The sequence below is a fragment of the Nocardia sp. AB354 genome, assembly GCF_049538315.1.
Classification (GTDB): domain Bacteria; phylum Actinomycetota; class Actinomycetes; order Mycobacteriales; family Mycobacteriaceae; genus Nocardia; species Nocardia nova.
In genome coordinates this window covers 211,937-231,375 of record NZ_JBMVFU010000009.1, presented here as the reverse complement: position 1 = coordinate 231,375, position 19,439 = coordinate 211,937, and the positions used below count along the sequence as shown (strand labels likewise).

Genomic DNA, 19,439 nt, shown 5'->3' with positions numbered 1-19,439 from the left:
CCGTAACATGAACGAATACCCCTCGACCACTCCCGCTCCCGTCGGGCTGGACTGGATACTCGACAAGCTGGTCTCCCGAGTCTCCGGGGCCGAAGGTGCGGTCGTCCTGTCCGCCGACGGATTGCCGATGGCCGGTTCCGGCCTCGGCCGCGAGAATGTCGAACATCTGGCGGCCATCGCCTCGGCTCTGCACAGTCTCGCGCGCGGCGTCGGCTCCCATTTCGGCAAAGGCGAATTGCATCAGACGGTCATCGAACTGGAATTGGGTTTTCTGGTCGTGACCGAGGCCGGAAACGGGGCGTGTCTGGCGCTGCTGGCGGATGTCGAATCCGATCTCGGCCTGATCGCCTACGAAATGAACGTGATCATCGGCCAGGTGCGCGAGCACCTGTCGACGGTCCCCAGAGTGTCGGAAACAGTGGCCCCGCCGTACCAGCCGTGACCCGACCACCCGACGATTCACCGATCGACGACGATCCAGGACCGCTGGTTCGGCCCTTCGCCACGACCCGCGGGCGAACCGGGACGAACGTGCACGATCTGGATATTTTCACGCTGGTGACGGCCGTCGAGTTCGACAACGACATCGAGAACTTCGACCGCGAATACCGGCAGATTCTGTCCTTGTGCGGCGGCCGGCCGCAATCCATCGCGGAAATCGCGGCGCGCTGCGGATTGCTGGTCACGGCGGCGAAGGTGCTCGTCGGTGATCTGATCACCGCCGGATACATCGAATTCCGATCGCCACATCCTGACGTCGGACACGATCCGGTATTTCTGCGGGCGGTTTTGGCCGGGTTACGGAAACTATGACCGGCTTCGGTGTCGGTTGTCCAAATCCTTGGACACTTCACATCCGACCGGGGGCATACGTTCGTGGCAGCGCGCCGACGGATCCTTGTCGGCGCACCGACCCGCGCCCCGCGGGCTGCCAACCAACGGAGGTTGTCTTGAACGATCGGAATACCCTCAGCGGCCCGAAAGTGTCTTCGTCCCCTAAAGGGCAGCGGAGGCGAACGTCGGCACTTGCGGCGGCGATCGGCGTGGCTGTGGGGGTTTCCGTCGGTGGTGTCGTGACCCCGCCGGTGGGCGCGGCCCCGGCCGGCCCAAGTTATCTTCTGGTCGGAGGTGCCGGGTCGTCGAATCTCGGGGTGCTACGCGAAACGGCCGGCCATCTGTCGGGCACCGGCCCGACAGTACCGATCGAAACCGGCACCCTCACCGTCGCCGTCACCCCGAACAATCGTTACGTGTATGTGGCCCATACAGTTTCGGGTACCTTGCAAGGTTTCCGAGTACATCCGGACGGTTCGTTCGAGCCTCTTGCGGGCGCCCGGCTGGATCCGGGACAGCCGGTGGTGGGCGCGGTGGTGAGTCCCGACGGACGGTGGTTGTTCGCCACGGTCGGCTCGGTAACCAACGAGGTGCGTACTTACGCCATCGCCCCCTCGGGCGCACTGACGCCGGTCGCCTCGGCGATGATTCCGGGAGCCACGAGCGGCCTCTCGATCCCGACGGTCTCGCCCGACGGCCGATTCCTGTTCGCGCCCAGCTTCATCGGCGCCACCATGGATTCCTTCGCGATCGGCGACGACGGGCATCTGACCCCTGCCGGGCCGCAGGTGCCCACGGGCGACCGGCCGGCACTGCCCTCGGTGACGCCGAACGGCAAATTCCTCTACATCACCAATGAGGGCACCAATGATGTGTCGGCATACAGTATTTCACCCACCGGTGCACTGACCCCGATCGGCCGATTCCCGACCAAGGGCACCCCGCACGGTATGGCGATCACTCCGGACAGCAAATACTTGTACCTCCCGCAGACCGCCGGGATGGGAGTGAGCGGCTTCGCCATTCTCGACAACGGTGAGCTGGCCCCGCTGTCCGGCGCCGACGCACCCAGCCAACCCGGGCACTTCCCGGGGCGAGTGGTGTTGAGTCCGGATGCGAAGCGCCTTTACGTCATCGACACCCTCACCACGGCCGGCACCGAGAAGGTGTTCACCTACCGGGTGCTCGCGAACGGGGCGCTCGAACCGACCGGTGAGCCGCCGGCCGAAACCGGCGTGGTGTTCTCCGACGGCGCCACCGGCGTGTTCGTCACCCCGGGCACATGAATCCCGCCGTTGGCACAAATATGCGGTCGCGAACTGTTGCCGCCTCGATGACGTCTTCGGCCTGGATCGGATTAACCCCCACGGGGTATTACAAGATCTGGACGAAGATTTCGACGACGGACGGGAGCAAGACGGGAGCGCTACCGCCTCCTGACCCCGAAAACCGCCCCTTACCAGGCAATCTACAAACTCCGCCCGATAATCAGCTTCATGATCTCGTTCGTCCCGCCATAGATCTTCTGGATCCGAGCATCCGTGAACACCCGTGAGATCGGGTATTCCGCCATGTACCCATATCCGCCGAACAGCTGGAGGCATTCGTCGGCGACGCGGCATTGTTGTTCTGTCAGCCACCATTTCGCTTTGGCGGCGGTGGGGATGTCGAGCTCGGCGCGGAGGTGTTTGGCGACGCAGTCGTCGAGGAAGGCCCAGGCGACCGAGGCGATGGTGTCGCATTCGGCGAGGGTGAATTGGGTGTTCTGGAAGTTGAAGATGGGTTTGCCGAAGGCCTGGCGTTCCTTGGTGTAGGCGACGGTCATCTCGACGGTCTTCTCGATCGCTGCCGCGGCGGCGACGGCCAGGATCAGACGCTCCTGCGGTAGTTGCTGCATGAGCTGGATGAAGCCGGTGCCCTCGGTGGCGCCGAGGAGGTTGGTCTTCGGGACGCGTACGGCGTCGAAGAACAGTTCGCAGGTGTCCTGGCCGTGCTGGCCGACCTTCTCGAGGTTGCGGCCGCGCCGGAAGCCGTCTCGGTCGGTCTCGACGGCGATCAGCGAAACCGATTCCGCGCCTTTGCCTTCGGAGGTCTTGGCGGCGACGATCACCAGATCGGCGAGCAGGCCGTTGGAGATGAAGGTCTTGGCGCCGTCGATGACGTAGTGGTCACCGTCGGCGACCGCGCGGGTGCGGATGCCCTGCAGGTCGGAACCAGTGCCGGGTTCGGTCATGGCGATGGCGGCGACGATCTCGCCGGAGGCCATCTTCGGCAGCCATGCCTGCTTCTGTTCCTCGGTGCCGTAGGCGTTGATGTAGTGCGCGACGATCGTGGAATGCACCGGGTTGCCGAGGCTGGGCGCCATGGCGCGGGTCTGCTCGATCGCGATCACGGCCTCGTGGGCGAAGGTGCCGCCGCCACCGCCGTACTCCTCGGGGATGGAGATGCACAGCAGACCCAATTCGCCTGCGCGGTTCCAGATTTCGCGGTCGACGTGGTGCTGGCGGCCCCAGCGATCCTCGTTCGGTGCGCACTCCTTCTCGAAGAAGCGGCGCGCCAAATCGGTGAGCGCGTCGAGATCTTCGTCCATCCACGGGGACCGATGCACCGGCACGGGGAAACTCCTCTGGTCGAATACGGTGTTCGTTCGCCAAGGTAGGAGCGCGCCGCGCGGCAGCCAATGACCGCAGCGCTCGATCTTGTGACCGGATCGCTCAGGGCGCGGCGGCGGGACCGCGATAGGAACCGGGGGAGCTGCCGGTCCAGCGCCGGAACGCGCGGGAGAAGGCGCTGGGTTCGGAGAATCCGAGCCGGCGCGATATCGCTGTCACCGTCTCGCCGCGCACCAGCGCCGCGATCGCGGCATCGCGCAGGATCTGTTCGCGGATGCGGCTAGGCGAGGTATGTTCCTCGCTCAATTTGCGCCGCAGTGTCGCGGGGCTGACGGACAGTTCGCCGGCGATCTGTTCGACACCGGGCCAGTGCCGTGGTCCGCCGCGCTCCAGGATCCGGCGTACCTGCGCCGCGGTGGACACCGAATCGTCGCCGCGGCCGATCACGGCCTCGGGGGCGTTGCGTAGGAAGCGCAGCAGATCGTCCTCGTCGCGCACGAGGGGTGCGGTGAGCAGGGCGGCATCGAACACCAGGGCCGGATGGGGCGCCGAAAAGCGCACGGGCGCATCGAAGATCAGGTCGTAGTCGTCGAGATCGTTGGGCGGATAGGGGACTTCGACGCGCAGCAGTCGCAGCGAGCCGCCCACCGACCAGTCCAGGAAGCGGTAGACGACCATCAGCATGGTGTCGATGATCAGGCTGTGCGGATGGCGGATATCGCTGAGGTCGAACGCGATTCGCGCCTCGCGGGCGTCGGCGCTCAGCTGTAGCGGCGGAAATCCCGGCAGGGCCTTCTGGAACATCCGGAATCGGTGCAGTGCGGTGGCGAGATCGCGGGAACCGAGCAGGGCGAAGCACACCAGCCGGAAGGTGCCGCGCGGCATCGGGTGACGGCCCAATCCGAGTAGTTCGTCGTCGGTGCTGCGCCACAGTTGCTGCACCAGATGCACGGCTTGCCCGACGGTGACGCGGGCGCGGCCCTGGTTCAGCAGTTGCGGCGCGATGCCGGCTTCGGCGAGCAGTTCCCCGGTGTCCCAGCCGCGCCGGCGCGCCAGGTCGACGATCGCGTGCACGCGCCCGATGGGCAGCGTGAAGGCGGTCGACGGCGGGGGCACTCGGCGACGCTATCAACGCCGCGTTCCGGTGCGCGTGACCGCCTCGGCGGCCGGATGTGCCGGGTTCGTCCGCGTGCACGACTACCATCGATCTTCCCGCCGTGGCGCGGGCGTTCCGGTGTCGGAAGGAGTGCGATGAGCCCTGCGACGATGGCCGCCTGGCAGGTGGTGCGGCCCGGTCCGATCGACGAATCCCCGCCGGTCCGCGCCCGGATCCCGATTCCCGAGCCGGCCGCGGGCGAGGTGCTGGTGCGAGTGCTGGCCTGCGGCGTGTGCCGCACCGATCTGCATGTCGCCGAGGGCGATCTGCCGGTGCACCGGCAGCGGGTGGTGCCCGGTCACGAGGTCGTGGGGGAGGTGGTGGCTGCGGGTGCCGGAGCGACGGCTGTCGCGCCCGGTGACCGGGTCGGTATCGCGTGGTTGCGCAGCACGTGCGGGGTGTGCGCGTACTGCCGCCGCGGCGCGGAGAATCTGTGCCCGAATTCGCGCTACACCGGATGGGACGCCGACGGCGGGTACGCCGAATATGCCACGGCGCCTGCCGATTACGTGTATCCGCTGCCTTCCGGGTATGCCGACGCGGAATTGGCCCCCTTGCTCTGCGCGGGCATCATCGGCTACCGGGCGCTGCGACGGGCCGCGCTGCCACCGGGGGGACGGCTCGGTATCTACGGTTTCGGCGGCAGCGCGCATCTGGCCGCCCAGGTCGCCCTGGCGCAGGGCGCCGAGGTGCACGTGATGACCCGCGACGCCGCCGCGCGGGAGTTGGCCCTGGCGCTGGGCGCGGCCTCGGCGCAGGGCGCGGCCGACCCGCCGCCGGTGCCGCTGGATTCGGCGATCCTGTTCGCGCCGGTCGGGGACCTCGTGCTGCCCGCGTTGGAGGGGCTGGACCGCGGTGGTGTGCTGTCGATCGCGGGTATCCACCTCACGGACATCCCGGTGCTGAACTATCAGCGCCATCTGTTCCAGGAGCGCGAGATCCGTTCGGTCACGGCCAACACGCGCGCGGACGGCCGCGAATTCCTGGAATTCTGCGCTCGGCACCGGATGCAGGTTCGCATCAACCCCTATCCGCTCGAATCCGCCGACCGGGCCCTGGCCGACCTGGCACACGGCCGATTCGCCGGGGCGGCTGTGCTGCTGCCCGGAGCCCGCTGACCGCACCCGGTACCATCGAATTGGAACGCGTTCTAATTCATGACCGGGCCGGCGGTGCAGGAGGTTGCGATGGCGGCGGAGCGGCAGACGGCGGGCAATGGTCGCGGGGCGGCCGGCGGGCGCTTCGGTACGCGCGTATCGGGCACGACCTCGGTGCCCGCGGGGCGAATGGTGGATCTGCCCGGGCGCGGGCGGACCTATCTGGTCGATATTCCGGGGCCCGAGGGCGCACCGACGGTGATCCTGTTGCACGGTCTGGTGACCACGGCGATGCTGAACTGGTTTCCGGCCCTGGCGGAGTTGTCCGAGCACTATCGGGTGGTGCTGTTCGACCAACGCTGGCACGGGCACGGAATCCGTTCGCCGCGTTTCGATCTCGACGAACTGGCCGATGACGTCGTCGCTGTCGCGGAGGTGACCGGCGTGGACCGGCCGATCCTGGCGGGGTACTCCATGGGCGGCATCGTCGCCCAAACGGTCGCGCACCGGCGCCCGGACCTCGTCGGCGGCCTGGTGCTGTGCGCGACGACCTACCGTTTCCGGGAGAAATGGCGGGAACGGCTGTTCCACGGCGGGATGGCGCTGCTCGCCGGGGTGATGACCGAGACGGCGGGTCGTAGAGTGGCGGAGGCGGCGACCAAACTGCCGCATGTGCCCGAAATATCCTGGGAGACAGGGCGAATGGATCGCTGGGCGCTGGCGGAGCTGCGCACTACCAGCGGGTGGGCGATGACTCAGGCGATCGCCGAATTGGGGCGCTTCGATTCCTCGCCGTGGCTGTCGAGCCTGCGGGTGCCCACGGGCGTGGTGATCACGACACACGACCGGGCGCTGCCGGTCTATCGGCAGCTGGAGATGGCGACAATGATCGCCGGCGCGGAGATTTTCCTCGTATCGGCCGGACATGCGGCATGTGTACTCGAGGCGGACGCCTTTGTCCCTGTGCTCCTCGAGGCCTGCGCGGCGGTGGCCGCTCGGCGGGAGAGCTGAGGCGCTCAGCGCTGGGTCTGAGCCGCCTTCAGTAGCGCGGAGATGCTGTCGTGTACGGCGTCGGCCATCCGGTCCGGATCGGGAACCAGTTCACGGCAGGCAATGAAGCCGAAATCGAGATCGCCGTTGGCCGACAGCACCGTGACGTTGAGGCCGGCGCCGTGGAAGACCGGGCCGAACGGGAACAGCGCGTCGATGCGGTAGCCGAGGAAGTACAGCGGCTGCTGCGGTCCGGGCACATTGGAGATCACCAGGTTGTGCACCACCGGATGCCGTTCGGCGAGTTTGAACGACGAATAGGCGCGCACCGCGATCCGGAAGGTGTTCGGCGGCGCGTATTCGGCCCAATCCTGCAGGAAGTCCGCGCCCAGGACTTCGTGTTCCTCCTTGGCGCCGACGTTGGCCTCCGCGATGAGCCGCAGCCGTTCCACCGGATCCTCGACGTCGGTGTAGAGCTGGGCGAACAGCGTCGACACCTTGTTGACGCCGCGTTCGTGCCGTGTCGTCTCGTGGGTGGAGACGGGCACCGAGGCGATCAGCGAGGTGTCCGGTAATTCGTCGTGTTCGCTCAGGTATTGCCGGAGCGCTCCCGCGATGACGGTGAGGACGACATCGTTGATCTTCACGCCGAACGCCGCCCGGATCTCCTTGATATCGGCGAGCGGGGCGGTGGTGAAGGCGACGCTGCGATGACGGGTGATGGTGCGGTTGAACGGCGTGCGCGGCGCGGTGAACGGAATTGCCATGCCCTGTTTGTCGGCACGCCTGCGCTGCACCATCCCGCCGAGCTTGCCCAGCGTCTTGGGCACCATGCCGACCACGCCGAGTTTCGCCGGCATCCGCACCAGCCCTTCGGCCGCGAGGGCGAGATCGTTGGGTTCGGCGGACTTCGTGTCGGTCTCGGCCGGCGGATCGGGGTAGTGCACACCCGGCTCGGCATCGCACAGATAGGCCATCATGTTGGCGCCGGTGACGCCGTCGACGGCGGCGTGATGGTATTTCGACACCACGGCGACCTTGCCGTCGGCCAGGCCCTCGATCACCCACATCTCCCACAGCGGCCGGGCGCGGTCCATCGGCTGCGCGGCGATGTCGCCGACGAGTTCGGCCAGTTCCTTCGGGCCGCCGGGGGAGGGCAGCCCGAGGCGGCGGACGTGCCGGTCGAGGTCGAAGTCGTTATCGGTGACCCAGACCGGGTGGTCGAGGTCGAACGGGACCCGATGGACGCGGCGGCGCATGGAGGGGATCAGGTGCAGGCGGCGGCCCAGTTCCTCCTTCAGCGCGGTGAATTCGTAGTCGGTCCCGTCGGCGGGCGGGTCGAGAATCAGCAGCGCGCACACGTGCAGTAGTTGGGTGTCGGTCTCCAGGTACAGAAAGCTGGCATCCAGCCCGGTCAGTCGCTCCATACCTACAGACTATTAGAACACGTTCTAGTTTTGGCCGAAACGGCCGGGGAGTTCGGTCACATTCCGGTGGGTTTCGTGCCAGCGATCAGTTGCGAGACGGTCACGAAACCGTAACCGCGCGAACGGAGTTCCGCGACGATGCGCGGAATCGCTGCCGCCGCGGCCGACTGGTACATCGCATGCAACAGAATGATCGAACCCGGCCGGGCGCGGTTCACCGTCTTCGAGACTATGGCATCGGTGCTCGCCCCACCGGCGGAATCGGATTCGACATCCCACATCACGGTGGTGCGGTCGTGGTGCGACAGATACCACGGGAGTGCGACCAGCTTCTTTCCGTAGGGCGGGCGGAAGGTCACCGGGCCGTGGTATCCGGTGCGCTCGATTTCGGCGTCGGTGCGCTCGACCTCGTCGCGGACCGTGGCCGGGGTGACGAAGACCAGCCGCCGGTGGGTGTAGCTGTGGTTACCGAGCTCGTGCCCGGCCGCCGCGATCTGCGCCCCGTAGTCGCGATGGGCCGCCAGGTCGCGGCCGACGAGGTAGAACGTGGCCGGAACATGTTCGGCGGCAAGAGTTTCAAGGATCGCGGGGGTGCGGTCGGTGGGGCCGTCGTCGATGGTCAGCGCGACGACCTTTTCGCTGGTGTCGACGCGGTGGACCAAGCGGCCGGCGACCTGGAAGGTCCGCGAATTCATCAGGACGTAGGTGCCGATCGACAGCACTGCCGCGAGGACGACGACGATCGCGCCGCCGAGCAGAAGCCTGCGTTTCACCGGCGAAACCTACCACCGGACACCGGGTCCGGTGGTAGGTGCGGATCACCAGTGCAGGCCGGGCAGCCGGTTGACGATACGAGCCGCGGGGGTGGGCAAACCCATCAGCGGCTGCACCACCGGCGCGAGCGCGAGCAGCGGACTGCGGCCGCCGGTCTCGCCCGTATCGGCGGCGGCGCGGCCGTGCTTGGCCGCGGTGGATTCGCCCGTCCGCCGGAAGCCTTGGTGCAGAATGGCCTTCTTCACCGAGGGCATGACCGTGTCGATGACCTGGGCGAAGGTGCCGATCGGAGTGTCGATGCGCGCGGGCCGCTCCTCGAGTGCGCGCACCACGATCGCCGCCGCCTGTTCAGGGCTGTGCACCGGCAGTGACCGGTACATCTCGGTCGGCGCGATCATCGGCGTCCGCACCAGCGGCATCCGCACCGAGGTGAAGGTGATGCCGGCGTCGGCGTTCTCGACCGCCGCGATCTCGCTGAAGGTGTCCAGGGCCGATTTGCTCGCCACGTAGGCGGCGAAGCGCGGCAGTTTGGTCTGTACCGCGATCGAGGAGATGTTGACCACGTGGCCGAATCGGCGCTCCCGCATGGCCGGCAGCAGCGCCAGGATCAGCCGCACCGCTCCGAAGTAGTTGACGGCCATCGTCCGCTCGAAGTCGTGCATGCGGTCGGTGGAGTTCAGCACCGAGCGGCGGATCGAACGCCCGGCGTTGTTCACCACGTAGTCGACATGGTGATGGTCGGCGAGCACCTGCTTGACCAGCAGTTCGACCGCCTTCTCGTCGGTGATGTCGCACGAATAGCTGTAGGCGTCGCCGCCCTGCTCGCGCACCTGGGCGGCCGCCGCCTCGAGCTCGTCGACCCCGCGCGCCACCATCAGCACCGTCGCGCCGCGCTGCGCCACCGCGTGCGCGGTCGCCAGGCCGATCCCGGAGGAGGCGCCGGTGATGAGCACGATGCGGTCGCGCAGCCGGTCGCCGCCGCCGTGGCGGCGCGCCCGGTCGGGATCCAGGTGGGCGCGCCAGTACCGCCACAGATTCTCGGCGTAGGTGTCGAAGGCGGGGACCTCGAGATCGGTGCGGCGCAGCAGCGCCCGGGTGGAATCGGAAACGAATTCCGACGCGAACGAGGTGTGCGGGGCGACCTCGGCGGGAATGCCGAACTGGCCCAACAGGAAATCGCGCGCCGCGGTGACACCGGGCAGCCGGTTCAGCGTTGCCATTGCGGTGTGGCTGCCCGGCACCGGGCCCATGCCGCCGGGTGCGCCGGCTGCTCGCGACAGCGCGCCGTAGATTTCGGTGAACGGCTGCGGACGCGGGTTGACCAGGTGGAAGGTGCGCTTGTTCAGCCCCGGGCGGCCGATGAGCTCGACCATGGCCTGGGCGACGTAGTCGACCGGGACGATATTGGTCGCGCCGAGATCCGGCAGCGGCAGCGGCAGCCCGCCCGGGAGCGCGGCCAGCCGCGCGATCGCGGGGAAGAAGTAGTACGGACCGTCGATCTTGTCCATCTCGCCGGTGCGGGAATCGCCGACCACGATGGCCGGGCGATACACCCGCCAGCGCAGCCCCGCGCTTTCGCGGACCAGTCGCTCGGCGGCGAATTTCGTTCGGTGGTAAGGAGATTCGAGATTCTGGCCGAGGTCGAAATCGTCTTCGAAGAATTTGCCGCGATGGTCACCGGCCACCGCCACCGACGACACGTGGTGCAGCATCGCATCCAGTTCGGTGGCGAGCGCGATCACCGCGCGGGTGCCGTTCACATTCGCCGCGTAGGCGGATTCCTCATCGGCGGTCATGTCGTAGACCGCGCCCAGATGCACCACATGCTGTGCGGCCGGCGGTTCGTCCACCAGCCCCAGTCCCTCGGCCGTCAGGTCTCCGATCAGCGGAAACACCCGGTCGGTGGCATTCCATCGGGCCGCGAGTTCGGCCAGTTTGGCCGCCGAGGCCTCGCGTACGAGCACGTGCACCACGGCGTCGGAATCGGAGGTGAGCAATCCCTCCACCACGCGACGTCCCAGAAAACCCGTTCCACCGGTCACGATATAGGTGGCCATAACCCCTCCTTGCATGTCGAACATGTTGTCGCACAACGTTGTTCGTCCGACATGCGTCGGTGGATGCGGACTGAACGAATCGGCCTCTATCAGAATCGAGGTCGCTGTAGGAACCCCTGCGTGCCTAACTGGTGAGTAACTTTAGCTGGCGGCGAGTTGTGCCCGCAACCAAACGGCGCCCCCTGTGGTGTGGGACTTGTCACCACGTGGGAGCGCCGATCGGTATGTGTAACAACGATTTTGATGTAACTCGGAGACGCATCCGGCTACTTATTGGCAACCTTCCGGTCGATTGTCCAAGAGCGTCGGAGGTCGGTTCAGCCTTCGCGGCGGACCGGGAATTCGCTTGCCAGATCCGCGAATACGGCACTGTTGAGATCGAAGGCGCGCCGGCACTCGCCGAGCACCCGCTGCTTCTCCAGATCGTCGACGGCCAGTTCGTCGAGCAGGGTGCGATAGCCGCGCTTGAATGCGGCCGGGTTCGCGATCTGATCGAACACGTAGAAGCGCACCCCGTCGCCACGCTTGGGCAGCTGCCACAGCTTCGCCGCGGTGCCGCGAATGACCTGACCGCCGGACAGATCGCCCAGATAGCGGGTGTAGTGATGGGCCACATAGCCCGCGGGCCAGGTCTGTGCGCACTCGGTGATGCGGGTGGCGTACTCGGCGGTCGCGGGCAGGGCGTCGATGTCGTCGCGCCACTGCGGCCCGCCCAGATGCGCCAGATCGTCCTCGAGATGCGCCAGGCGCGCGAGTTCGGGCCGGATGAACGGACCGGCGACCCGATCGCCGGCGAGGGTGTCCCAGTGCGCCTCGAGCGCCCGGTAGATGTGCCAGAGCTGGCCGGTGTAGCGATAGAACGCCCGGACGTTCAGGGCGCCGCCCAGCATGTCGCTCATGAAGGTGGAGTTCTCGGCGCGTTCGTGCTGTTCGGCGGTGGCGGAGCGGATCTGCGCGGAGAACGGCACGGGCTGCTCGGTGGAGGTGGCGTCCGGCATGATCGGAGATTTCCTCGCTTCGTGGGGCGACAAGTATGGGTAACCTAACTTCGCCTCCGACGATACCGGTCGACAAGCGGGACGGAATCAAACTTTCGGACGAGAAACCCGCGCGGCAGTGTGCGCGGCGACGGCGGCCGCCGATGAACTGCCCTTTTGTCGCCGACGGCGGACGAGTGAACAAATCGTGCAAACTTCACCGCCTTTGCGAGTTTTCCGGCATTTTCGCGGAGGTTTGCACGAAAAGTTCGGCACAACCGCCTGCGACCGTGTTCTCCCTGCGGATCGACGTTCGGTGCCGGCCGCGCACATAGTTCGTGGGCGCGGTCTTCCCGCCACAGCAGGGCGAGTATGCGATGCCGGTAATGCGGCAGAACCCTTGCGGATCAATCGCTTCGGGGTGGGCGATCATACTTCTCGATCGTGGCTTTCGATGTGGATCGGTCTTGCAGGACCAGCTCCCACGGCCCCACGTTCACGTCGAAGTTCTTGCCGAAGCCGACCCACTTGCCCGCCAGCCGGGTGGCGGTGAGTTCCGACAGCAGCTGGATCGCCCCGAAATACCGTGCGCCTTTGTAGTAGCCGCTCGGTGCAGTAGTTTCCGACCAGGTGCCCGTCGCGATATGCCCGTCGAGGGTCAGGTCGAGTTCGAGTGTGCCCGCCGCGGACTTCGGCAGGCTGCGGACGGTGAGCCGCTGTTCGTGCTGAAGCACGACCACGTAATGCGACGAGGTGAAAGTCTGTTCGCGGCCGGAGGAGTAGAACTCGTAGCGGGACAACCAGATTCCGGAGTATGTGCCGGAATTGGGCTGCGGTGCGGCCTGGCCGGGATGGCGTTCCCGGGGGACGTCACCGATGGCCGAGTGGACTTCGTGGCCGGCCGTGTCGTCGCCGGACAGGCTGCGCCCGGCCATCACCGCGCCGAATCCGAGGCTTTCGATCGGCAGGCGCATCACCTGTTCCAAGGCGCGCGCATGCGACGGGCGGGGGTTGGCGGTCGCGCCGGATTCCCATCGCTGGACGAGTCGTTTCGTCGCGCTGACGCATCCGGCCTCACGCAGCATGCGGGCGAGATCGTGCTGGCTCAGCAGTCGTGCCGTGCGGGCGGCGCGCAAGGCGACGTTCGGCGTTCCCATGCGCCCACCGTAGAGCAATGACGCCTGAATGTCGCCCCGTTTGTGTGCCGATTGACGCCGTTTTCGTCGTCGCCCGGCGGCGGTGGTCCGCGCGAATCTGTCCGTAGTTCCGGCGGCGGGAGCTTCGGTTCCGGGCGCCGCGGGATTCCGAACCGAACAGCGAGGGGTGTGTGCGATGTGGGTGTTGTTCCTGCTCACCGTGGGGTTGCTCGTGTTGACTGTCGTGCTGGTGCGCCTTCCGCTGCGCGGCGAGGTGCGTCGCCGGGATCGGCGGTCGTGAGGGATGCGCGCCCGGTCGCGCTGGGGTGGGTGCATCCGGAGTCGCCGTGTCTCGACTGGGATATCGCTCAGGTACGGCGGCTGGCGGTGCGGCTGGGCTATCGGCTGGTGTGGGCGCCGGAGACGAGTCGGATACCGCTCGCCGACCAGGTTCGAGCGGCCGGTGCCGACGTCGTAATTGCGCCGTCGACAGAGCATTTCGACTTTCTCGCCCTGAATTCTGTGATGGCCGTCGCCGACGTCGAGACCGTGAATCCGCGGTTGTCGTTCGCACGGTGGGCTACCGGTGGGCAACCCGGCTGAGAGCCGTTGTGGGGGCGGGGTGACGATAGGGGGGGTGGCGCGTTTCGATCGGAGTGGTCCGGTGCGGCGAAACGAGCGGTTTCCGGGCGTTCGCCCGCCGCGGGCGAACCGAACTATTCGGGCGAAAGCGACGAGTTCGGACAAGCTCGGACAAGTCGGACGCATGGTGGCGCGCGCGAGACTCCTTGTGTTACAACGATTTTACGGATAGTTCCCTAAGCTAATTAATTATTGAGAGGCGGCGGAATGTGCGGAATCGCGGGCTGGGTGGCGTTCTCGGACGACCTCACCCGGCAGCAGGGGGTTGTCGACGCGATGACCGAAACCATGGCCTGTCGCGGGCCGGACGGGCGGGGCACCTTCGTTCGTACACACGCGGCACTGGGGCACCGACGGCTGGCCATCATCGACCTGCCGGGCGGGACGCAGCCGATGACCGTGCCGACCCCGGCCGGCGACGTCGCGATGGTGTACTCGGGGGAGGCCTACAACTTCCGTGAACTGCGCGAGGAGTTGCGCGGACTCGGGCACCGCTTCGACACCGACAGCGACACCGAGGTGGTGTTGCACGGCTATCTGCAATGGGGTGAGTCCGTCGTCGACCACCTCAACGGCATGTACGCCTTCGCGATCTGGGACGAGCGCGACCAGAAGCTGGTGATGGTGCGCGACCGGATGGGGATCAAACCGTTCTACTACTACCCGACCCCCGACGGTGTGCTGTTCGGTTCCGAGCCGAAGGCCATCCTCGCCAACCCGCTGGCGGCCGCGACCGTCGACCTGGACGGTCTGCGCGAGCTGTTCGCCATGACCAAACAGCCCGGCTGGTCGCTGTGGAAGGGGATGGAAGAGGTGCTGCCGGGCACGCTGGTCACGGTGGACCGCAACGGAATTCGCACCCGCACCTACTGGCGGCTGCATGCCGTCGAGCACACCGACAGCCAGGAACGGACCGTCGCCCGGGTGCGTGAGCTGCTGACCGACATCGTCGATCGCCAGCTCATCTCCGATGTGCCGCGCTGCGTGCTGCTCTCGGGCGGACTGGACTCGAGCGCGATCACCGGCCTGGCCGCGGCCCGGCTCGCCCGCGACGGCGAGCAATTGCGCACCTTCTCGGTGGATTTCGCCAACCAGGAGCAGAACTTCGTTCCCGACGAGATGCGCGACACCCCGGATTCGCCGTTCGTGCGGGAGGTGGCAGCCCTTGTGCGCTCGGCCCACCGCGATGTGATGTTGAATCCGGCGGATCTGGCCGATCCGGCGGCGCGGCGCGCGGTCGTCACCGCCCGCGACATCCCTGTCGGTTTCGGCGATATGGACACCTCGCTGTATCTGCTGTTCGCGGCGATCCGGCAGCAATCGACCGTGGCGCTGTCGGGGGAGTCGGCCGACGAGGTGTTCGGCGGGTATCGCTGGTTCCACGACGAGGTGGCGCTGAAGGAGGACAACTTTCCGTGGCTCGCGTTCAACAGCGCCCTGACCGGCGACTCCCGCTGGCAGATCCTGAACCCGGCCCTGCGTGAACGGCTCCGGCTCGAGGAGTTCGTCGCCGACCAGTACAGCGCGGCGGTGGCCGAGGTCGAGCACCTCGACGGCGAATCCGAGGTCGAGCACCGGATGCGGACCGTCTGCCACCTGCACCTGACCCGTTTCGTGCGCACGTTGCTCGACCGCAAGGACCGCGCGTCGATGGCGGTCGGCCTCGAGGTACGGGTGCCGTTCTGCGACCACCGCCTGGTCGAATACGTCTACAACACCCCGTGGTCGCTGAAGACGTTCGACGGCCGGGAGAAGAGCCTGCTGCGGCATGCGGCCGAGCATGTGCTGCCGGAATCGGTCGTGCGGCGCGTCAAGAGCCCGTACCCGTCGACGCAGGATCCGGGCTACGCGTCGGTGCTGCAGCAGCAGGCGAAACATGTTCTCGCCGAGAGTGATTCACGGCTGTTCGACCTCATCGACCGGCAGTGGCTGCAGCGGGCGGTTGCCCTCGACCCGGCGGGCATCGACAGCGCCGTGCGCGCCGGATTGGACCGCATCATCGATCTGCACACCTGGCTGGAGCTGTATTCTCCGCAACTGCAGCTGGATTGAGCGCTCGTCCGGGCCGGCCCCGTCCCCCGTCGGAGCCGGCCCGGACGCTGTCCGCGCTGGTCAAATAACTTGCCAGAGATTTGCTCGCGCGCCGGAACAAGCACGTGAACATTATTTACTAATAGGTGTTCACAAAACGGATGTGGTGTGGTTCACTCCATAGGAACGTGTTCCAAAGGAGGTACCGTGTCCGCGCCGTCTCTGCCGTCCATCAGTCACGATTTCGATTTCACCGACCCCGATCTGCTGTCGCAGCGCTTGCCCGTGGCCGAATGGGCCGAACTGCGCCGCACCGCCCCGGTGTGGTGGGTCGACCAGCCCAACGGAGTGAGTGGATTCGACGACGGCGGCTACTGGGTGGTGAGCCGGCTCGACGACATCAAGGAGATCTCGAAGAACTCCGAGGTCTTCTCCACCCACGAGAACACCGCGGTGATCCGCTTCAAGGGCGACATCACCCGCGAGGAGATCGAGATCCAGCGGGCCATGCTGGTGAACACCGATCCGCCGGCGCACGACAAGCTGCGCCGCATCATTTCGCGCGGCTTCACCCCGCGTGCGGTGGAGAGCCTGCGGGCCGCGCTGCGCGAGCGGGCCGAGCGGATCGTGCACGAGGCGAAGAAGACCGGCGGCGGCGACTTCGTCCAGCAGGTGGCCTGTGAGCTGCCGCTGCAGGCCATCGCCGAACTGCTCGGCGTGCCGCAGGAGGATCGCGTCAAGCTGTTCGAGTGGTCCAACCAGATGATGGGCTACGACGACCCCGAGTACGCCGACAGCTACAAGATGGCCAACGCCCAGGTCATGGGCTACGCGTGGAACCTCGCCGAGGAGAAGCGCAAATGCCCGGCCGACGACATCGTCTCCCAGCTGCTCAACGCCGATATCGAGGGTGAGGCGCTGGGCTCGGAGGAGTTCGCGTGGTTCGTCATCCTGCTGGCCGTGGCCGGTAACGAGACCACGCGCAACGCCACCACCCACGGCATGAAGGCCTTCGTGGACAACCCGGCGCAGTGGGAGCTCTACAAGGCCGAGCGGCCGCGCACCGCGCCCGACGAGATCGTGCGCTGGGCGACCCCGGTCATCGCGTTCCAGCGAACCGCGTTGTCGGACACCGAAATCGGCGGTCAGGCCATCAAGAAGGGCCAGCGGGTCGGCCTGTTCTACTCCTCGGCGAACTTCGACGAGGAACGTTTCGACAAGCCGTTCGACTTCGACATCATGCGAAACCCGAACCCGCACGTGGGTTTCGGCGGCACCGGCACCCACTACTGCGTCGGCGCCAACCTGGCCCGGCTGCAGCTGGATCTGATCTTCAACGCGATCGCCGACGTGATGCCCAACCTGCGTGAGGTTTCCGAGCCGGTCCGGCTACGCTCGGGCTGGTTGAACGGAATCAAGAGCTGGCAGGTCGCCTACGAGTGAGCGCCGCGGCCGCCGGGGCAGCGCCCTCGGCGTCCCCGGTCTCCGGCGGCCCAGGACACAGCGTGCGTACCGGCCTCGACGTACCCGTGACGTCGGGGCCGGTGCGCATGCGACGAAGGACGACGCATGACAGCCGCACGACGGGGCCGGATGCCCGCGGTCAGCGACGCCGACATCCGGCGCGTGGCCCGCACGCTCCTGGTGGAGCAGGGACCCGAGGCGGTGACCCTGCGCGCCATCGCGCGTGAGCTGGGTATCACCGCACCCGCGTTGTATCGGTACTACGCCTCCCGCGACGACCTGGTGGGTGCGCTGCGCAGCGATATCTGCGCCGACCTGGCCCAGGAGCTCGCCGAACAGGTGGCCGAGTTGCCCGAGGACGGCATGGTCCAGCTGTTCGCCATCTGCAAGGGTTTCCGGCAGTGGGCCCTGGCTCACGCCCACGAGTTCACGCTCGTCTTCGCCTCGCCGGCCGGGGGGTCGGCCAGCGCCATGCGGCAATTCGACGAACCGTTCGGCCGCATCTTCCTGGAGGCCGCGGGCCGGCTGCTGACCACCTACGACATCGTCACCCCGCCGACCGATGTGATCCCGCACGCGCTGCGCGAAGACCTCATCGGATTCCAGACCGAACTGCTCACCGTGCTCGCCGAATCGGGGCAGAAATTCCCGGCCGAGAAGCTGGACCTGGGTGTCACCTATCTGATGATCCAGTTCTGGGCTCGGCTGTACGGGCATGTCACCCTCGAAGTCTTCGGCAACTACCCGATGCCGGTCGGCAACCCTGATGCGCTGTTCGATGCGACGCTGGCCGATCTGGCCCGCTCCATCGGGTTCGCGGCCTGAGGCATCCCGGGCCGCGAACCCGGCGGTCTCAGGTGAAGTCGTCGGGGCGCACCCCGGTGACCCGCCGCAGGATCCGCGGCCGGCGCAGCCACCGGGCGAACCACTCGCCGAGCGTGATGCCGCCGCCGAGGGCACAGCCGACCACCAGCGCGGCGAACATCTGATTCAGCCCGACCAGCAGATCGTCGTTGATCAGGGCGAACAGGCCGCGATAGACCTTGAGACCAGGAAGCAGCGGAGTGATGCCCGCGATGGCGACGACCAGCGGGGGCGTCACCGCGCGGCGGGCCAGCAGACCACCGGCGAGACCGATCGCGGTCGCCGAGACCGCGGCCGCGATCACCGGCCCGAAACCGGCGTGCTGCACGAACAGGTAGCACACGGTGATCCCCGCACCGCTGATGGCGGCGACGGCGAGGGCCCGGCGCTCGGCATAACAGGCGAGCGCGAACGCCGCCGCCGCCACCGCACCGGCGGTGATCTTCAACGGCAGATTGGTGATGTCGTAGGACGGCGACATGTCGATCGGCGGCACCTGGGCGCCGAAGGCTTGCGCTCCGCGCAGTGCCAAACCGACCCCGCCGATGATCGCACCGGTCATGACCAGCACTTCCAGCATGCGGGCGGCGGCCGTGATCGGTGCGCCGGTGATCGCGTCCTCGACCGCACCGACCAGCTGTAAACCACTGAGCAGCACGGTGATCCCGGCCGCGACGATCACGCTGGGATTGGTCTCCAACCCCTCGGCGAAGGTCTGCAGCAGTATCGCGGGCAGGGTCGCGATGATGCCGCCCATCATGTTCTGGAAGAAGAAGGGCAGGCCGCGCTTGTTCAGCTCGCGGTTGCATCGGTCGATCAGCAACGTCGTGGCGAAACTCACGGCCGCGACCAGCACGCCACCACCCAGCAACAGCGCGATGGACGCGGCCAGCAACGACCAGCCGAAGGTGGCGACCCACCGGTTGTAGGGGTGCGGGGCGGTGGTGATCGCGTCGAGGGCGGCGTGCGCCTCCTGAGGCGGCACCACCTCGCGGCGGATCCGCCGGGTGAGGCGGTCGACGGCCGACAGGCGAGTGAAGTCCAGCGAGCGGTACTGCACCACCCGCATGGTGCTGGCGGGCGGCAGCGACGGACCCCGATCGGCGGAGATGCGAATCGAGTTGTAGGTCACATCGATATCGCACTGCGCCAAACCGTATGTCGCGGCGATGAATTCGACCTGTGTGCTGGTGTCTGTCACGGCGGTGCCCGACGCGAGCACCACCTCGCCGACTCGCTCGGCCAGGTCGAGCACCTCGGTTACCGCGGCGTCGTCGGTGAGATCGATCGGCTTCAGCGGGGCCGGTGCCTCGACCACCGAGTCCACCGTGGCGCGCCGCTGGGCGACCAGCCGATCGGTTACCGCTCCCATCGCCCG

17 protein-coding genes are annotated in these 19,439 nt (G+C 67.2%); 9 read left to right on the top strand and 8 right to left on the bottom strand.

Annotated features, from left to right (window positions below; genetic code table 11):
* Nucleotides 1–7 precede the first annotated feature (7 nt).
* The 3 genes from ACPCUW_RS15935 (at nt 8) to ACPCUW_RS15925 (ending at nt 2,120) form a co-directional block, all read left to right on the top strand.
* Complete coding sequence (locus ACPCUW_RS15935; protein WP_423425602.1) at nt 8–442, top strand: roadblock/LC7 domain-containing protein; 435 nt, start codon at nt 8–10, stop codon at nt 440–442.
* The gene (locus tag ACPCUW_RS15930; protein WP_423425601.1) at nt 439–813 is read left to right on the top strand and encodes a DUF742 domain-containing protein; all 375 of its coding nucleotides are present in this window, start codon (nt 439–441) and stop codon (nt 811–813) included. The genes ACPCUW_RS15935 and ACPCUW_RS15930 overlap by 4 nt, the downstream gene beginning before the upstream one ends.
* A gap of 260 nt (nt 814–1,073) precedes the next feature.
* On the top strand, nt 1,074–2,120 hold the full coding sequence (locus ACPCUW_RS15925; RefSeq protein ID WP_423425599.1) for a lactonase family protein: 1,047 nt from the start codon (nt 1,074–1,076) through the stop codon (nt 2,118–2,120).
* Between the two features lie 182 nt (nt 2,121–2,302).
* On the opposite strand, the gene ACPCUW_RS15920 is transcribed toward ACPCUW_RS15925, so the two are convergent.
* Both ACPCUW_RS15920 and ACPCUW_RS15915 read right to left on the bottom strand, forming a co-directional pair.
* Nucleotides 2,303–3,424, bottom strand: coding sequence for an acyl-CoA dehydrogenase family protein (locus ACPCUW_RS15920; RefSeq protein WP_063028198.1), 1,122 nt, complete (start codon nt 3,422–3,424; stop codon nt 2,303–2,305).
* Nucleotides 3,425–3,548: 124 nt separating this feature from the next.
* Nucleotides 3,549–4,562: an AraC family transcriptional regulator gene (locus tag ACPCUW_RS15915; RefSeq protein ID WP_423425598.1), complete on the bottom strand. Its 1,014-nt coding sequence runs from the start codon at nt 4,560–4,562 to the stop codon at nt 3,549–3,551.
* Nucleotides 4,563–4,712: 150 nt separating this feature from the next.
* Here ACPCUW_RS15915 and ACPCUW_RS15910 point away from each other — a divergent pair, with 150 nt between their 5' ends.
* Nucleotides 4,713–5,720: a zinc-binding alcohol dehydrogenase family protein gene (locus ACPCUW_RS15910; RefSeq protein WP_423425662.1), complete on the top strand. Its 1,008-nt coding sequence runs from the start codon at nt 4,713–4,715 to the stop codon at nt 5,718–5,720.
* A gap of 69 nt (nt 5,721–5,789) precedes the next feature.
* Nucleotides 5,790–6,710: an alpha/beta fold hydrolase gene (locus tag ACPCUW_RS15905; protein WP_082856940.1), complete on the top strand. Its 921-nt coding sequence runs from the start codon at nt 5,790–5,792 to the stop codon at nt 6,708–6,710.
* 5 nt (nt 6,711–6,715) lie between these two features.
* On the opposite strand, the gene ACPCUW_RS15900 is transcribed toward ACPCUW_RS15905, so the two are convergent.
* The 5 genes from ACPCUW_RS15900 to ACPCUW_RS15880 all read right to left on the bottom strand — a co-directional run bounded on the left by ACPCUW_RS15900 (nt 6,716) and on the right by ACPCUW_RS15880 (nt 13,081).
* Nucleotides 6,716–8,116: a WS/DGAT/MGAT family O-acyltransferase gene (locus ACPCUW_RS15900; RefSeq protein ID WP_063013152.1), complete on the bottom strand. Its 1,401-nt coding sequence runs from the start codon at nt 8,114–8,116 to the stop codon at nt 6,716–6,718.
* Nucleotides 8,117–8,172: 56 nt separating this feature from the next.
* On the bottom strand, nt 8,173–8,889 hold the full coding sequence (locus ACPCUW_RS15895; RefSeq protein WP_423425597.1) for a polysaccharide deacetylase family protein: 717 nt from the start codon (nt 8,887–8,889) through the stop codon (nt 8,173–8,175).
* A 45-nt stretch (nt 8,890–8,934) separates the two neighbouring features.
* Complete coding sequence (locus tag ACPCUW_RS15890; protein WP_423425596.1) at nt 8,935–10,947, bottom strand: SDR family oxidoreductase; 2,013 nt, start codon at nt 10,945–10,947, stop codon at nt 8,935–8,937.
* Between the two features lie 317 nt (nt 10,948–11,264).
* Entirely contained in the window at nt 11,265–11,945 is a 681-nt protein-coding gene (locus ACPCUW_RS15885) for a heme oxygenase (biliverdin-producing) (protein ID WP_423425595.1), read from the bottom strand.
* A gap of 386 nt (nt 11,946–12,331) precedes the next feature.
* Nucleotides 12,332–13,081, bottom strand: coding sequence for a helix-turn-helix domain-containing protein (locus ACPCUW_RS15880; RefSeq protein ID WP_423425594.1), 750 nt, complete (start codon nt 13,079–13,081; stop codon nt 12,332–12,334).
* A gap of 276 nt (nt 13,082–13,357) precedes the next feature.
* On the opposite strand from ACPCUW_RS15880, the gene ACPCUW_RS15875 reads away from it, so the two are divergent.
* From ACPCUW_RS15875 to ACPCUW_RS15860, 4 genes are all read left to right on the top strand, one after another.
* Nucleotides 13,358–13,663 carry a hypothetical protein gene (locus ACPCUW_RS15875; RefSeq protein WP_423425593.1) on the top strand — a complete coding sequence of 102 codons (306 nt, stop codon included), beginning with the start codon at nt 13,358–13,360 and terminating at the stop codon, nt 13,661–13,663.
* A 246-nt stretch (nt 13,664–13,909) separates the two neighbouring features.
* Nucleotides 13,910–15,754, top strand: a complete 1,845-nt coding sequence (gene asnB / locus ACPCUW_RS15870) for an asparagine synthase (glutamine-hydrolyzing) (protein WP_423425591.1) — start codon at nt 13,910–13,912, stop codon at nt 15,752–15,754.
* A gap of 186 nt (nt 15,755–15,940) precedes the next feature.
* Nucleotides 15,941–17,176, top strand: coding sequence for a cytochrome P450 (locus ACPCUW_RS15865; protein WP_063013140.1), 1,236 nt, complete (start codon nt 15,941–15,943; stop codon nt 17,174–17,176).
* A 126-nt stretch (nt 17,177–17,302) separates the two neighbouring features.
* Complete coding sequence (locus ACPCUW_RS15860; RefSeq protein ID WP_030517733.1) at nt 17,303–18,022, top strand: TetR/AcrR family transcriptional regulator; 720 nt, start codon at nt 17,303–17,305, stop codon at nt 18,020–18,022.
* Nucleotides 18,023–18,050: 28 nt separating this feature from the next.
* On the opposite strand, the gene ACPCUW_RS15855 is transcribed toward ACPCUW_RS15860, so the two are convergent.
* A complete protein-coding gene (locus ACPCUW_RS15855) occupies nt 18,051–19,433 on the bottom strand; it encodes a threonine/serine ThrE exporter family protein (protein ID WP_063013138.1) in 1,383 nt (460 codons plus the stop codon).
* Nucleotides 19,434–19,439 lie beyond the last annotated feature (6 nt).

Bases quoted from the DNA above. Each gene is read 5' to 3' on its own strand.
- ACPCUW_RS15890 (WP_423425596.1), bottom strand. From the start codon at position 10,947: ATGGCCACCTATATCGTGACCGGTGGAACGGGTTTTCTGGGACGTCGC.
- ACPCUW_RS15885 (WP_423425595.1), bottom strand. From the start codon at position 11,945: ATGCCGGACGCCACCTCCACCGAGCAGCCCGTGCCGTTCTCCGCGCAG.
- ACPCUW_RS15900 (WP_063013152.1), bottom strand. From the start codon at position 8,116: ATGGAGCGACTGACCGGGCTGGATGCCAGCTTTCTGTACCTGGAGACC.
- ACPCUW_RS15935 (WP_423425602.1), top strand. From the start codon at position 8: ATGAACGAATACCCCTCGACCACTCCCGCTCCCGTCGGGCTGGACTGG.
- ACPCUW_RS15910 (WP_423425662.1), top strand. From the start codon at position 4,713: ATGGCCGCCTGGCAGGTGGTGCGGCCCGGTCCGATCGACGAATCCCCG.
- asnB (WP_423425591.1), top strand. From the start codon at position 13,910: ATGTGCGGAATCGCGGGCTGGGTGGCGTTCTCGGACGACCTCACCCGG.
- ACPCUW_RS15860 (WP_030517733.1), top strand. From the start codon at position 17,303: ATGACAGCCGCACGACGGGGCCGGATGCCCGCGGTCAGCGACGCCGAC.
- ACPCUW_RS15920 (WP_063028198.1), bottom strand. From the start codon at position 3,424: ATGGACGAAGATCTCGACGCGCTCACCGATTTGGCGCGCCGCTTCTTC.
- ACPCUW_RS15905 (WP_082856940.1), top strand. From the start codon at position 5,790: ATGGCGGCGGAGCGGCAGACGGCGGGCAATGGTCGCGGGGCGGCCGGC.
- ACPCUW_RS15880 (WP_423425594.1), bottom strand. From the start codon at position 13,081: ATGGGAACGCCGAACGTCGCCTTGCGCGCCGCCCGCACGGCACGACTG.
- ACPCUW_RS15855 (WP_063013138.1), bottom strand. From the start codon at position 19,433: ATGGGAGCGGTAACCGATCGGCTGGTCGCCCAGCGGCGCGCCACGGTG.